We start from the raw sequence: 15,166 nt of genomic DNA, 5'->3' as shown, positions 1-15,166 counted from the left end.
GCCATACATCAGTGAGCGCAGTATTGCCCGATGCATATCGCGAGCAAGCTCACTCCTACAACGGGTCGCTCAACGACACATCAAGCCCGGAACTGCCCCAGACTCGCCTTCAACTGCGCCGCAAGCCTGTCCAGCGTCTTGCCGCTTGCCGTCGTTTCAACCACTGCCTGGGCGGCCTTTTCTGCCTGGGCATGGATGACCTCCACGCGCCCTCTCACAGCCTGCGCCCCCTTGGCCTGATGCTCCGCCGCCCGGGTCGCCAGCCCAATTGCCGCATGGACCTGCTCAACCGATGCCTGCACCGTTTGCTGAAGGCGCGCGCTGTCTCGCAAAACCGAAAGCCCTTCCTTGGCCTGACGCCCCGCCACACCGATGGTCGCGACAGCCTCCTTCGCGCCCGCCTGCAGCTTGGCGATGTGCTCCTGGATATCTCCCGTGGAGCTTTGCGTCTTGCTGGCGAGCGCGCGAACTTCATCGGCAACCACCGCAAAACCGCGACCCGTCTCGCCCGCACGGGCAGCCTCAATGGCGGCGTTAAGCGCCAGGAGGTTGGTCTGCTCGGCGATGCCGTGAATGACCTCCAATACCACTTCAATCTGCTGGCTCTGTTGCGCGAGGCGCTCGATGACCTGCGCCCCGGTTTCGACCTGCCCGGCCAGGGCTTCGATCAGGCTACCGACCTGATTGGAGGTGCGCGTGTTTTCATCCGTGGCCTGACGAATATCCACCACCTGCTGCAGCGCTGCCTGCATGGCCTGGCTTTCGGCTTGCGCTTCGTCCGCCATTTGCGCCAACGCCTGGAGGCTGGCCGCCACCTCGTCGCGCTGCAGTTCTGCAGCCGCATCGGCACCGGCATTGCGCTTGCTCATGGCGTCGATCTCGACACCCGTCTGCTGTGCAACGTCTCCCGCCTCACGAACGATCGGCTGCAACTTGTCGACGAACCGGTTCACTGCCGCCGCCATGTCGCCAATCTCGTCGTTACTGGTGAGTTTGACGCGCTTGGTCAAGTCACCCTCGCCCGCCGCCAGATCATCCAGCGCGCGGTTGAGCAATTGCAGCCGCAGGACGACACGGCGACCCAACACCACCGCCAGCGCCAGCAATACCCCCAGACCGACCAGTGCCAGGCCCACGCCGATTCTCCAGCGCAGCGTGGCCGCAGCGTCCTGGACGGCAGCGCTGGTATTGGTCGCCATCGCCGATGCGGCTGCCTGCGCCGCCTGCAAACGGGAACGCAAGGCACCGGAGCTCTCAGCCGCCGCACCGCCGAGGCTCTCGGAAACAAGCTGCTCGCCGCTGCCAATCAGCGCAGTGAACCGCTTGTCCAACGCCGCCAGGTTTTCTTCGACCGTGGCGGTCGACACCCCCATGCGCACCTTACCGATCTCGACACCGTTAGGGCTGATCGAGGCTTCGACGTAGTAGACCGAAGGGTCCTTCTGGGCGGCATTGAGCACCTTGTCCAACGCCCGATCCCCCTCGCCTTTGGCCAGCAGCGACTTGATCGATTCATTTTCACGGTTCAGATAGCGGGTCAGATGCTCGCCCTGCGCATCGTCGTAAACCACAAACAGCACATTGGGATTGCGCTGCGCACGACGCGCGAATTCGGACAACGTCGGCGTGTCGCCATCCCACATGGCGCGCGGGGCAACGGCCGCGAGAAGCTCGGCCATATCGGTCGCCGAGTCCTTGAGGTCTTTTTCCAGCGTGGCACGAAGCTGCTTCTGCTCCTCCTTGAGGCGGGCAGACAATCCAGCGCTCAGGCGCTGACGGGTATTCTGGGAAAGGCTGTCGAGACTCGACGTTACGTCACGGCCCGCCTGCTCCAGATCGCCTGACAAGTGCTGCGAATCGACACCCAGCCGTGTCGCAAGATCGGCCTCTAACGCCGTCACGGTGCTCCGGGTAAGGGCGACCGCCATCAAGACCTGCACCAAAAGAGCGATGCCCAGCGCAATGAATACGGGGCGCAGCAAGCGGCTGCGAAGAAGCGAAAGGACAGCTGACACAGGAGATTCCCCCACAACAAACGCCATTAAAATGATGGCATCTTTTCTGGCGGTATTTACAGCAAGTGTTGTGCCGAGATTGCGAGGACGGTCCGTCAGGCAAAACAAAGGGCCGCCTGAGCGACCCTTTGTAGGTATTTCAACGACTTATCACGCAAACGGATGACGCAGAACGATGGTCTCGTTGCGATCAGGGCCCGTCGAAATAATGTCGATTGGCGCGCCGACCAGCTCTTCAAGGCGCTTGATGTAAGCGCGAGCATTTTCCGGCAGCTCTTCCAGCGTTTTGGCGCCGAGCGTCGATTCCGACCAGCCGGGCACTTGCTCGTACACCGGCTCCAGGCCGATGTAGCTGTCAGCATCGGTCGGCGCATCGATAACGGCGCCGTCTGCGTTCTTGTAACCCACACAGATGTTGATGGTTTCAAGACCGTCGAGCACATCCAGCTTGGTCAGGCAGATGCCCGAGATGCTGTTGACGTCGATGGCACGACGCAGGATGACGGCGTCGAACCAGCCGCAACGACGGGCACGGCCAGTGGTGGCACCGAATTCATGACCGCGCTTGGCCAGGAATGCACCCACGTCGTCGAACAGCTCGGTCGGGAACGGGCCGGAACCCACGCGAGTGGTGTAGGCCTTGGTGATGCCCAGGATGTAATCCAGGAACATCGGGCCGACACCCGAACCGGTGGCGATGCCGCCTGCCGTGGTGTTGGAACTGGTGACGTACGGGTAGGTGCCGTGGTCGATGTCCAGCAGCGAACCCTGGGCGCCTTCGAACATGATGTCTTTGCCAGCGCGACGCATTTCGTGCAGCGCCGCGGTGACGTCGAGCATCATCGGCTTGAGCAGCTCGGCGTACTCCATGCACTCGTCGAGTGTCTTCTGGAAGTCGATCGCCGGCTCTTTGTAGTAATTGACCAGCACGAAGTTGTGGTAGTCCAGCAACTCGCCCAGCTTGGCGGCGAAGCGCTCACGGTGAAACAGATCGCCGATGCGCAGGCCGCGACGCGCCACCTTGTCTTCGTAAGCCGGACCGATGCCACGACCGGTCGTACCGATCTTGTGCTCGCCACGGGCTTTTTCACGCGCCTGGTCCAGCGCAACGTGGTACGACAGGATCAGCGGGCAGGACGGGCTGATGCGCAGGCGTTCGCGCACTGGAATACCCTTCTCTTCCAGCTTGGTGATTTCGCGCATGAGTGCATCAGGCGCCACGACCACACCGTTACCGATCAGGCACTGAACGCCTTCGCGTAGTACGCCGGACGGAATCAGGTGCAGAACGGTTTTTTCGCCATCGATCACCAGGGTGTGACCGGCGTTGTGGCCGCCTTGATAGCGAACTACCGCGGTAGCATGTTCGGTCAGCAGATCAACGATCTTGCCTTTGCCCTCATCACCCCACTGGGTGCCCAGGACTACGACATTCTTACCCATAACACTTGTCCTCATTCACGCAAACTGGGTGCCGGCTGCGCCGACTGGAAAACTCAAGAGGCCAGCGGCATCACCTGCCAACGCTCGCCATGCTGAATCAATTGCCGATCGCAGTCGGCTTCTTTCGCCGCCGAGACCGACTGGCCCGGCAACGCCTGAACCACGCGCTGACCTTCGCCGCGCAGCTGGCAGACTTTCTGCCAGAGTGCCGCATCGGTGCTGTCAGGCATCCAGATACCGCCAGACGGTAGCTCGATCTGCGCCTGCCCCAGCGTGACCAGGGTTTTCAAATCGGTGGAGAAACCCGTTGCCGGGCGCGCGCGACCGAAGTCAGCACCGATGTCATCGTAACGACCACCTTGGGCGATCGACTGGCCGACACCCGGCACGAACACCGCGAACACCACACCCGTATGGTAGTGGTAGCCGCGCAGCTCACCGAGGTCGAAGTACAGCGGTAGATCAGGGAAACGCGCTGACAACCGCTCGGCGATCTCCAGCAAGTCATCCAGCGCATCAATGACCGGTGCTGGCGCCTTGGCCAGACGATCACGGGCAGCGGTCAAAACCTCACGGCCGCCGCACAGATCGACCAACGCACGCAACATGGCTGCCAGGTCCGCCGGCAGGTTTTCGGTCAGGGCAACGACTTCGTCGATGGCCTTGCGCTGCAATGCATCAAACAGTTGTTGCTCGACTTCACCGGACAGGCCGGCCGCCCTGGCCAGGCCACGGTAGATGCCGACATGCCCCAAATCCATATGGACGTCAGGCACATCCGCCAGTTTCAGCATAGCCAGCATCAGACTGATGACTTCAACATCGCTGCTTGGGCTGGCATCGCCGTACAACTCGGCACCGAGCTGGATCGGGCTGCGCGACGAAGACAGTGCGCGTGGCTGAGCGTGCAGAACGCTGCCAGCGTAGCACAGGCGGCTCGGGCCTTCGCGGCGCAAGGTATGCGCGTCGATGCGTGCAACCTGCGGCGTGATGTCCGCGCGGAAGCCCATCTGCCGACCCGATTGCGGGTCCACCACTTTGAAGGTGCGCAGATCCAGATCCTGGCCAGCGCCCGTGAGCAGTGATTCCAGGTATTCGATGTGCGGGGTTACGACGAACTCATAGCCCCAGCTCTGAAACAGATCCAACACCTGACGACGCGCCACTTCTATGCGCGCAGCTTCCGGCGGCAGTACTTCTTCGATGCCATCCGGCAGCAGCCAGCGGTCAACCGTTGCCATTACGCCTTTCCCCTATGATCCGGGCGGCCAACCCTCGGGCAAGCCTTGAGTGAAGCAGACAGCGTTGAGCCCGACGAACGCCTGCAAGGGCATTGATCCCGAACAAGACGCGCCGCAGCTTCGCCAACACTGTCCTCGAAAAAACTGCCGCGCACGGAACACGCCACGGCCAATCAATCGTGTAGACGCAAAAAAGCCGGGAATTTCCCGGCTGCCGCATCATACACACGTTTTCGCGTGCGATCACCCCGCCGGACAGTTTTGCCGCCCGGCGGAGTGCTCAATTGCGGTCGACGATTACGGTTTGGCTTTATTCAGGTAGCGGAAGAATTCGCTGCCTGGATCAAGCACCATCACGTCACTTTTGTTGGCGAAGCTTTCACGATAGGCGCGCAGGCTGCGATAAAACGCATAGAACTCCTGGTCCTGACCGTAGGCCTTGGAATAGATCGCGGCGGCTTGCGCATCACCGTCACCGCGCGCTTCCTCGGACTCACGATACGCCTCGGCCAGCAGCACGCGACGTTGACGATCGGCGTCGGCACGAATGCCTTCTGCCAGTTCGTTACCCTTGGCGCGATGCTCGCGAGCCTCACGCTCACGCTCGGTACTCATACGTTCGAAGACGCTGCGGTTCACTTCCTTCGGCAGGTCGATCGCCTTGACGCGAACGTCGACGACTTCGATGCCCAGTTCTTTCTCGGCCATCTTGTTCAGCGAAGCGGTGATGTCGGCCATCAGCGCATCACGCTCTCCCGACACGGCTTCATGCAGGGTGCGCTTACCGAACTGGTCACGCAGACCCGATTCGAGACGACGCGACAGACGCTCGTCGGCGATCTGCTTCAGACCCGATGTCGCGGTGTAGAAACGCTCGGCGTCCTTCACGCGCCACTTGGCATAGGCATCGACCATCACGGCTTTCTTTTCCAGCGTCAGGAAACGCTGAGTCGGCGCATCCAGCGTCAGCAGGCGACCGTCGAATTTGCGCACCTGGTTCACGTACGGAACCTTGACATGCAGACCCGGCGGTACGTCAGCCTCAACCACGCGACCGAATTGCAGCAGCACGGCGCGCTCGGTCTGGGCAACGATGTAGAAGCTGTTCCACGCCACAACGGCCAATACGACACAGACAATCAGGGCAACCAGAGATTTATTGCTCATCAGCGAGTCTCCCTAGTGCGCGTGTCGCGTTGTTGTTGCATGTCCGCAGCCCGAGAGCCCGGATCGACGACGGTGGTCGCAGCACCGCTCGCAGACGATGCCGAACCGTTACGACTGCTTTCGATCATTTTGTCCAACGGCAGATAGAGCAGGTTGTTCTGACCTTTGTCACCGGTCACGAGCACCTTGCTGGTGTTGCTGAAGACTTCCTGCATGGTGTCCAGGTACAGACGCTCGCGAGTAACCTCTGGTGCCTTGCGGTACTCGGCGACCAACTTGGTAAAGCGATCCGCCTCACCCTTGGCACGAGAAACCACTTCGTCACGGTAACCGTTGGCGTCTTCGACGATACGCTGGGCCTGACCACGGGCTTCCGGAATCACACCGTTGGCGTAGGTTTCGGCCTGGTTGCGTGAACGCTGCTCGTCTTCACGGGCACGGATCACATCATCGAAGGCTTCCTGAACTTCACGCGGCGCGGCAGCGCTTTGTACGTTCACCTGGGTCACGGTGATACCGGTGCGATAGGTGTCGAGGAAACGCTGCAGGCGCTCCTTGATCTCGCTGGCCATCAACTCACGACCTTCGGTCAGCACCTGATCCATGGCGGTCGAACCGACCACATGACGCAGCGCGCTTTCGGTGGCGTGCTGCAGGCTGACTTCAGGCTGATCGACGTTCAGCACGAAATCCTGCAGGTTGGTGATCTTGTACTGCACGGTCAACGGCACCTCGACGATGTTTTCGTCTTCGGTGAGCATCTGACCCTGCTTGCTATAGGCACGCTCACGCGTGACGTTTTCGAGGTACTTGCGATCGAATGGCGGGAAATAAATGTTCAGACCCGGCCCCACTGTTTCGTAGTACTTGCCGAAACGCAGCACAACCGCCTGCTCTTGCTCGTCGACCACATAGATCGCGTTGTAGAGCCAGATGGCGAGCAGCACGACCAGACCGATGCCGAGCAGGCCAAAACCGCCGCCCTTGCCCGAACCGCCGCCGCTGCCACCGCCACCGCCATCACCACTGCGTTTCTTACCACCACCGAACAACCCATTCAGGCTTTCCTGCAGCTTTCGGAAGGCCTCGTCGAGATCTGGTGGCCCCTTGCGGTCGCCGCCCTTGCGCTTACCACCCCAAGGATCCTGATTATTCGAGTTGCCACCCGGCTCATTCCAAGCCATAGCGCTCTCCATCTGATAAAGCAAAGACGCGCCCGCGGCGCGCCGACCAATGCTACAGAATGCCTGTCAAAGCAGCACAACCGCTTTTTCAGGCTTTTATTGCAAAGTGTGTTGCTCGATGAATTCCAGCGGCTGCAGTCCTTCGCGACTCACCAGGCGATTGAATTCAACTCGGGGTAGACGTACTGCCAACAGGCTTTGACCCTCGTCGTCATGCTCTTCGCTCTGCACCGCACCCAGTTGGAAAAACTGGGCCCGCAGCCGGGCGAAGCGTTGCGACAGACACAAAGTGCCAACGAACAGATCATTGCCCAACAGCTCGGCAATGGCTTGCTTGAGCAAATCCAGACCGCGACCATCACGAGCAGATACCCAGACCCGCTGCGGCTTGCCATCGGCATCGCGTTGAATCTGAGGCTCGACCCCCTCGAGCAAATCGAGTTTGTTATAGACCTCCAGCATCGGCAAGTCCTGCGCACCGATCTCGCCGAGCACCACCATCACTTGCTCGATCTGCTCCATGCGATCGGGCTCGTGAGCGTCGATGACATGCAGCAGCAGGTCCGAGTTACTCGACTCTTCGAGCGTAGCCCGAAAGGCCTCGACCAGCTTGTGAGGTAGATGACGGATGAAGCCTACGGTGTCGGCCAGTACGATCGGCCCCAGATCGTCGAGCTCAAGACGGCGCAATGTCGGGTCAAGCGTTGCGAACAACTGGTCAGCAGCGTAGACGTCGGAATCGGTCACCGCATTGAAGAGGGTCGATTTACCGGCGTTGGTGTAGCCCACGATGGACACCGTGGGAATGTCGGCGCGAGAACGACCGCGGCGAGCCTGGTCGCGCTGACTACGGACTTTTTCGAGACGCCCCTTGATCTGGCGCAGGCGAACCCGCAACAGGCGACGGTCCGTTTCCAGCTGGGTTTCACCCGGACCACGCAAGCCGATACCACCGCCCTGACGCTCAAGGTGAGTCCAGCCACGAACCAGACGCGTGCTCATGTGCTCGAGCTGAGCCAGCTCGACCTGCAACTTGCCTTCATGAGTACGCGCCCGCTGGGCGAAGATGTCGAGAATCAGGCCCGTACGGTCAAGCACGCGACACTCGAACACGCGTTCAAGGTTGCGTTCCTGGCTGGGCGTAAGGACGTGATTGAAAATGACGATATCCGATTTTTCGGCTTTGACCAGGTCCCGCAACTCTTCGACCTTGCCGCTGCCCACCAGATATTTGGCCGTTGGCCGATGCCGTGGCACGTTGATAAACGCGACGATATCGGCACCTGCCGAAAGAGCAAGCTCCCGGAACTCCTGCGGATCTTCGCGCGCCTCAGGGTCCTGACCATCCAAATGAACGAGGATTGCCCGCTCACCACCACCGTGGCGCTCAAAGAACAAAGCAGACTCCTATCAGGCGTTACCTGGCTCTGCGTCAGCCTGGTCGGATTCGGTTGCGCTAGGCAGACGAATAGGACGAACCGGAACGACGGTGGAGATGGCGTGCTTGTAAACCATTTGGCTGACAGTGTTCTTCAGCAAAATAACGAACTGGTCGAAGGACTCGATCGTGCCTTGCAGCTTGATACCGTTTACCAGATAGATCGAAACCCCAACCTTTTCTTTACGCAAAGTGTTCAGGTAAGGGTCTTGTAGCGAATGCCCTTTTGACATGTGCCGCACTCCTTTAAGGATCAATAGAATAAATTCAAAAACATTGGCTTGGGCCGTTACCCCCCAAGGATAGACGGCTATTGCAAGGACTCAGCTCAATATGGAGGCCGATCCCAGGTATTTCAAGGTGCGTGGCAGATTGTCGTAAGCCAGGCTGTCCAACCAGTGTAAATCTTCCCAGCTTCGCAACCAGGTGAACTGTCTCTTGGCCAATTGACGCGTGGCGATGATGCCGCGTTCCTGCATCTCGTCCCGGGTCAGTTTGCCGTCCAGATAGTCCCAGACCTGGCGATACCCTACAGCTCTTATAGACGGTAAATTCGAGTGCAGGTCACCCCTCGAACGTAACGCCACGACTTCTTCAACGAATCCTTCATCAAGCATTTGTCTGAAACGCAGCGCGATTCGGTCATGCAGTACCTTGCGATCGGTCGGTGCGATCGCAAGATTTGCGACAGTATAGGGCAATTGATGTCGCCCCGAACCGCCAGCTTGAGCACTTTGCACACTTTGTTGCTCGCGATGCGCAGTCATGCTCATCCCGCTGACCCGATACACTTCCAGCGCACGAACCAGCCGCTGAGGATCGTTGGGATGAATTCTGGCCGCCGACACCGGGTCGACACTCGCCAACTCATCGTGCAACGCCTGCCAGCCACGACTGACCGCTTCAGCCTCCAGTTGCGCACGAATCCGGGCATCGGCGGCCGGCATGTCTGCCAGACCCTCCAATAGAGCCTTGAAATACAACATGGTGCCGCCCACCAGAAGGGGAATTTTTCCCCGCGCGGTGATTTCGGCCATGGCCTGCAGCGCGTCAGTCCGAAAATCGGCAGCGGAATAGCTCTGGGACGGATCGAGGATATCGATCAGGCGGTGCGGATACTTGTCCAGAAGCGCTTTTGACGGCTTGGCGGTGCCGATGTCCATGCCCCGATAAACCAGCGCCGAATCGACGCTGATCAGTTCGCAAGGCAGTACCTTGGTCAGCTCGATAGCCAGATCGGTCTTGCCAGCGGCGGTCGGCCCCATCAGGAAGATGGCCGGAGGGAGAGCACTCATCAGCGACCGCGCAGGAACAGTTTGTCGAGATCGTCCAGGCCCAGCTGGGTCCAGGTCGGCCGCCCATGGTTGCATTGACCACTGCGCTCGGTGGTTTCCATGTCGCGCAGAAGACCGTTCATTTCCGGAATTGCCAGACGCCGGTTGGCACGGATTGCTCCGTGACAGGCCATCGTGCCAAGCAGTTCGTTCATGTGCGCCTGCACGCGGTCGCTGGTGCCGTACTCCATTAAGTCAGCCAGCACATCGTGCACCAAGCGATTGGCCTCGGCCTGCTTGAGCAACGCGGGAATCTGCCGGATCGCAAGACTCTCCGGACCCAGACGCTGCAGCTCGAAGCCCAACTGCTGGAAGGTCGCCATGTGCTCTTCGGCGCAATCGGCTTCACGCTGACTCACCGCGATCGACTCAGGCACCAGCAGCGGCTGACCGCTCAGCCCTTCGCTGGCCATGGCGACCTTAAGGCGCTCGTACATGATCCGTTCATGGGCGGCGTGCATGTCCACCAGCACCAGGCCGTGGGCGTTCTCCGCAAGAATATAAATGCCCTTGAGTTGCGCCAGCGCGTAACCCAGTGGCGGAACATCGCCCTGAGACTCGGGCAAGGCGACGGGCGTTGCGACGGGGTTTGCCTGGGTGCCGGGCAAGGGTGCGAAGAACTCGCGATACGCGGCCTGCGCCTCGGCGATCGGCAGCATCGTGGAGGGACGGGGCGTGTACTGATACTGATAACCCGCCCCGCTCCCGCTTCCGGCACCGGAGTCAGACGACGGATTCCAGGCCGAACCTTGCGGGGTTTCCAGCAGATTGTTTGCCAGACGCATCTCGCCCTGCGGCCCGAATTCGCCGGCTTCCGGCCCGGTCGGGCGCACGAGCGCCGTGACCGATGTCGTGCCCGCCAACTGATCCTCGGGACGCACATCACCCAGCGCGCGGTGGAGTGTGCCGTACAGGAAATCGTGCACCATACGCCCATCACGGAAGCGCACTTCGTGCTTGGTCGGATGCACATTGACGTCGACGACGGCCGGGTCGACTTCGAAAAACAGAACGAAGGTCGGATGACGCCCATTGAAGAGCACATCTCGATAAGCCTGACGTACAGCGTGTGCGACCAGTTTGTCGCGAACGGCACGACCGTTGACGAAGAAATACTGAAGGTCGGCCTGACTGCGCGAGAACGTCGGCAAGCCCACCCAGCCCCACAGTTTCAACCCGTTACGTTCAACCTCGATGGGCAGCGCCTGTTCAAGAAAACCAGGACCGCAGACCGCTGAAACCCGACGCGCACGGGCGACGTCATCACGCGCCTCGTGCAGGCTGAGGATGGTCTTGCCGTTATGACGCAGGTGGAAGGCCACGTCGAAACGCGCCAATGCCATGCGCTTGATCACTTCCTGCAGATGATCGAATTCGGTTTTTTCAGCCTTGAGAAACTTGCGGCGCGCAGGCGTATTGAAGAACAGGTCGCGCACCTCCACCGAGGTCCCGACCGGATGCGCAGCCGGCTGGACGCGGGACGCCATGTCGCGGCCCTCGGTTTCAACCTGCCAGGCTTGGTCGGCATCACGGGTACGAGAGGTCAGCGTCAGACGTGCAACCGAGCTGATCGACGCCAGGGCTTCGCCACGGAAGCCAAGGCTCATGACCCGTTCAAGGTCTTCCAGCTCACGAATCTTGCTGGTGGCATGTCGCGCCAACGCCAGCGGCAGATCATCGGAGGAGATCCCGCCGCCGTCGTCGCGCACGCGCAGCAACTTGATGCCCGCCTGTTCGACCTCCACATCGATGCGCCGCGCACCCGAATCGAGGCTGTTTTCAAGCAACTCCTTGATCACCGACGCCGGGCGCTCCACAACTTCGCCCGCCGCAATCTGGTTGGCCAGGCGCGGGCTGAGCAACTGGATGCGCGCCGCTTGGGCGGCGGGGTTGTCGGCGTTCAGACCCGCGTCAACGCCCTGTTCATCGAGTAGCAGGTCGGTCATGGCTCACCCGCCAGTTCCGCGCTTGGAATTCTGAGCTGCTGGCCGATTTTCAGCTCGTCGGAGCGGAGTTTATTGGCTGAGCGCAACGCCTCCATGCTCATGTCGTAACGCACCGCGATCATGCTCAGCGACTCGCCGGGGCGAACCGTGTGCTCGCGTGCACCCATGGCCAGCTTGCCGTTGTCACGCAGCCAGGCAATGTAGGTGCCCTGTGGCGGGTTTTGCTGGAAGAACTGCTTCACACCGGCGGTAATGGAACGCGCCAATGCCTGCTGATGGCTCGAAGCTTCTAGCTTGTTGGCCTCTGCGGCATTGGAGATGAACCCGGTTTCTACCAGAATCGACGGGATATCCGGCGACTTGAGCACCATGAAACCTGCCTGTTCGACCCGCGACTTGTGCAGCGACGTCACCCGTCCGATGTTGGTGAGTACCTTTTGTCCGACATTGAGGCTTGAGGTCAGCGAGGCGGTCATCGACAGGTCAAGGAGCACACCGGCCAGCATGCGGTCCTTGTCATCCAGGCTCACCGCGCCCGCACCACCGATCAAGTCGGAGCGGTTTTCACTGTCGGCCAGCCAGCGCGCGGTCTCTGACGTGGCGCCCCGATCCGACAACGCGAACACCGAAGCCCCGAAAGCTGCCGAGGACGGCGCAGCGTCAGCGTGAATGGACACGAAGAGGTCCGCGCCTTTGGCACGGGCGATTTCGGTGCGCTTACGCAATGGAATGAAGTAGTCGCCGGTACGCGTCAGCTCGGCCCGGTAGCCCTTTTCGGCGTTGATCTGACGCTGCAGTTCTTTTGCGATCGACAGCACCACGTTCTTTTCTTTCTGGCCCCGACCACCGGAGGCGCCCGGGTCTTCACCGCCGTGTCCGGCATCGACTACCACGACGATGTCGCGTTTGCCGTTAGGCACAGGAGGCAGTTTGATTTCAGGCTTGGACGGGCTCACCGGGACCGCGGGGGTGGCGGGCGCAACGGTTGCCGGGGTATCGGCGACGGTCGGGGGCGGATTGGCATCAGCCGGGTTGTCGTACAGATCAACCACCAGACGATTGCCGTATTGCTGGTTCGGCGCCAGCGTAAAACTTTTCGGCGTCACGGCTTTTTTGAGGTCGATCACCACCCGCAGGTCATCCGGCGTGCGCTGTGCAGAGCGCATGCTGGTAATCGGCGTGTTGGCCGTTGGAATGTTCAACGAACCGCCCAGCGTCGCACCGTTGATATCGATCACCAGACGATCCGGAGCCTGGAGGGTGAAGACGCTGTGCTGTACCGGGCCGGACAGGTCGAAAACCAGCCGGGTGTTATCCGGAGCACGCCATAAGCGGACACTTCGTACCTGTGTAGCGGCCAACGCGTCGACGGCCAATGTCGTCAGCAGCAGTCCTAGCACAGTAACCAGCGCGCGCATGCGCATACCTAACCCCATATCTATTTGAATTCCAAAGCCAAAGCGGCACACCACTGCTCGCCGCGCGAGCTTTTCGGACTCAGCGTCAACACTCGACCTTCCGCGTGGGGCCTAATGGTAATGATCAGGTCAGGCTTTGGCAAAAAGCCTGCACCAAGATCGGGCCACTCGATCAGGCAGAGCGCGTCCCCTTCGAAGTAGTCGCGTATGCCGAGGAATTCTAGCTCTTCTGGATCAACAAGTCGGTAAAGATCAAAGTGATACGCGCGATTTCTCCCGATTTCGTAAGGTTCTACGAGGGTGAATGTCGGGCTTTTGACCGCGCCAGTATGACCCAATCCACGTATGATTCCGCGCGACAACGTCGTCTTGCCCGCGCCGAGATCGCCCTCCAGAAAAATAATCCCATTACTTTCAGTGACCTGGGCAATCCGTGCACCAAAGCTCGTCATGGCTTCTTCGCCCACCAGATGCAGGGTTAACTCAGACACGGTTGTTGCTCCTCCAGAAGCTGACGAATCACAGGAATCAGATCAGCGGCAGCCATCCCCCGGCCACTGGCCCCGCATTTTTCTCCGGCCAGCGCGTGCAACCACACCCCAAGGCAGGCCGCATCGAACGCGGGCATCTTTTGCGCCATCAGGGCACCGATCACACCAGACAGCACATCGCCCAATCCGCCAGTCGCCATGGCTGGATGTCCATGGTCGGCCAGCGCCAGATCGCCGTCGGGACTGGCAATCAGGCTGCCGCTGCCCTTGAGTACGCAGACAGCGTTGTATTTTTTGGCGAGGGCCACGGCAGATGCGGGACGGTCGGCCTGAATGTCCCGAGTGCTGACACCCAGCAGACGCGCCGCCTCACCGGGATGCGGAGTGATCACACACCCGGTCGGCAAACGGACGAAACCGGCCGCCAGTTGGTTCAACGCATCGGCGTCCCAGACTTGCGGGCGATCGGCATTGGCCACAGCAGACAGCAAACTGCGCCCCCAACTGTGCTGCCCAAGCCCAGGCCCCACCACCAGAACGCTGGCGGGTTCGATCAACGCCATCAACTGGTTAGCCGAAGAGATACCCGCGCTCATGACTTCGGGAAAACGGGTCAAGGCCGCGCAAACGTGCTCGGGGCGTGTCGCCAGGGTGACCATGCCCGCGCCGCAGCGCAGCGTGCTTTCGGTGGACAGGAGCGCTGCGCCCCCAAATCCCAGATCGCCGCCCACCACCAGCACTCGGCCAAACAGCCCTTTGTGCGCTGTGCGCGGGCGAGGTGCCAGCCTGGGCAGGTTGAACGTATCGAGGCGTTTAATGCTGACCGGCGTCTGCGCCACAATCGCGGCATCGGCTTGTAGATCGTCGAACACTAATTCACCGACCAGGTCGGGGGCGTCGCCCGTGAACAGGCCGATCTTCAGGCCTATGAACGTCACTGTGAGGTCGGCACGAACGGCCACACCCAGCGTGCGTCCGGTGTCCGCGCTCAGACCCGAAGGGATATCGACGGCCAACACCGGCAGGCCGCTGTCGTTGATGCACTCAATAGCGCTGGCATACGGCTCACGGACGTCGCCGTTAAGGCCGGTGCCCAACAACGCGTCGACGAGGATGCCAACCAGCGGTTGTTGGCTCCAGGGCAGCACATTGACGCCCGCATTTTGTGCTTCTTTATAGGCAGACGCCGCATCGCCGGTCAGGGCGCAAGTGTCGCCGACGGCCAAGACTGAAACCTGCCACCCCGCACGCTGCGCCAACGCGGCGATCAGATAGCCGTCGCCCGCATTATTGCCGCGCCCCGCGAGCACGGTCAGTTGCCGGGCTTCAGGCCAGCGCCGACGCAAGGCTCGCCATGCTGCGTGAGCCGCGCGCTGCATCAAATCGAAGCCAGGCGTGCCCGCTGCGATCAAGCGTGCGTCGAGGTCGCGCACGTGCGCGGCGCTATACAGCGCGTCGGGTAATGGGGGTTTACTGTGCAACATGCGTC

At 60.8% G+C, this 15,166-nt stretch carries 12 protein-coding genes; all 12 read right to left on the bottom strand.

Annotated elements, in window-relative coordinates:
• Window positions 1-80: 80 nt before the first annotated feature.
• Window positions 81-2,042: a methyl-accepting chemotaxis protein gene (locus tag BMY73_RS15155; RefSeq protein WP_371914979.1), complete on the bottom strand. Its 1,962-nt coding sequence runs from the start codon at window positions 2,040-2,042 to the stop codon at window positions 81-83.
• 123 nt (window positions 2,043-2,165) lie between these two features.
• The gene (locus BMY73_RS15150; protein ID WP_062379027.1) at window positions 2,166-3,458 is read right to left on the bottom strand and encodes an adenylosuccinate synthase; all 1,293 of its coding nucleotides are present in this window, start codon (window positions 3,456-3,458) and stop codon (window positions 2,166-2,168) included.
• Between the two features lie 53 nt (window positions 3,459-3,511).
• Window positions 3,512-4,699 (bottom strand): ATP phosphoribosyltransferase regulatory subunit, encoded by a 1,188-nt coding sequence (locus tag BMY73_RS15145; RefSeq protein WP_092408094.1) that lies wholly within the window; start codon window positions 4,697-4,699, stop codon window positions 3,512-3,514.
• 297 nt (window positions 4,700-4,996) lie between these two features.
• Entirely contained in the window at window positions 4,997-5,866 is an 870-nt protein-coding gene (gene hflC / locus BMY73_RS15140; protein ID WP_092408092.1) for a protease modulator HflC, read from the bottom strand.
• Window positions 5,866-7,050 (bottom strand): FtsH protease activity modulator HflK, encoded by a 1,185-nt coding sequence (gene hflK / locus BMY73_RS15135; protein WP_092408090.1) that lies wholly within the window; start codon window positions 7,048-7,050, stop codon window positions 5,866-5,868. The genes hflC and hflK overlap by 1 nt, the downstream gene beginning before the upstream one ends.
• 96 nt (window positions 7,051-7,146) lie before the next feature.
• Window positions 7,147-8,448, bottom strand: a complete 1,302-nt coding sequence (gene hflX / locus BMY73_RS15130) for a ribosome rescue GTPase HflX (RefSeq protein WP_062379033.1) — start codon at window positions 8,446-8,448, stop codon at window positions 7,147-7,149.
• Between the two features lie 12 nt (window positions 8,449-8,460).
• Entirely contained in the window at window positions 8,461-8,721 is a 261-nt protein-coding gene (hfq, locus tag BMY73_RS15125) for an RNA chaperone Hfq (protein ID WP_062379035.1), read from the bottom strand.
• Window positions 8,722-8,811: 90 nt separating this feature from the next.
• The gene (miaA, locus tag BMY73_RS15120; RefSeq protein WP_092408088.1) at window positions 8,812-9,783 is read right to left on the bottom strand and encodes a tRNA (adenosine(37)-N6)-dimethylallyltransferase MiaA; all 972 of its coding nucleotides are present in this window, start codon (window positions 9,781-9,783) and stop codon (window positions 8,812-8,814) included.
• On the bottom strand, window positions 9,783-11,768 hold the full coding sequence (gene mutL / locus BMY73_RS15115) for a DNA mismatch repair endonuclease MutL (protein ID WP_062379039.1): 1,986 nt from the start codon (window positions 11,766-11,768) through the stop codon (window positions 9,783-9,785). Before mutL ends, miaA begins: the two co-directional genes overlap by 1 nt.
• A complete protein-coding gene (locus BMY73_RS15110) occupies window positions 11,765-13,204 on the bottom strand; it encodes an N-acetylmuramoyl-L-alanine amidase (RefSeq protein ID WP_218190157.1) in 1,440 nt (479 codons plus the stop codon). Before BMY73_RS15110 ends, mutL begins: the two co-directional genes overlap by 4 nt.
• A 2-nt stretch (window positions 13,205-13,206) precedes the next feature.
• Entirely contained in the window at window positions 13,207-13,677 is a 471-nt protein-coding gene (gene tsaE / locus BMY73_RS15105; RefSeq protein ID WP_092408084.1) for a tRNA (adenosine(37)-N6)-threonylcarbamoyltransferase complex ATPase subunit type 1 TsaE, read from the bottom strand.
• A complete protein-coding gene (locus BMY73_RS15100; RefSeq protein WP_062379044.1) occupies window positions 13,665-15,161 on the bottom strand; it encodes a bifunctional ADP-dependent NAD(P)H-hydrate dehydratase/NAD(P)H-hydrate epimerase in 1,497 nt (498 codons plus the stop codon). Before BMY73_RS15100 ends, tsaE begins: the two co-directional genes overlap by 13 nt.
• Window positions 15,162-15,166 lie beyond the last annotated feature (5 nt).

The organism is Pseudomonas sp. NFACC02 (genome assembly GCF_900110765.1).
In the GTDB taxonomy this organism is placed as follows: domain Bacteria; phylum Pseudomonadota; class Gammaproteobacteria; order Pseudomonadales; family Pseudomonadaceae; genus Aquipseudomonas.
The sequence above is the reverse complement of the archived record's forward strand: the minus strand, read 5'-3'. Positions and strand labels throughout refer to the sequence as shown.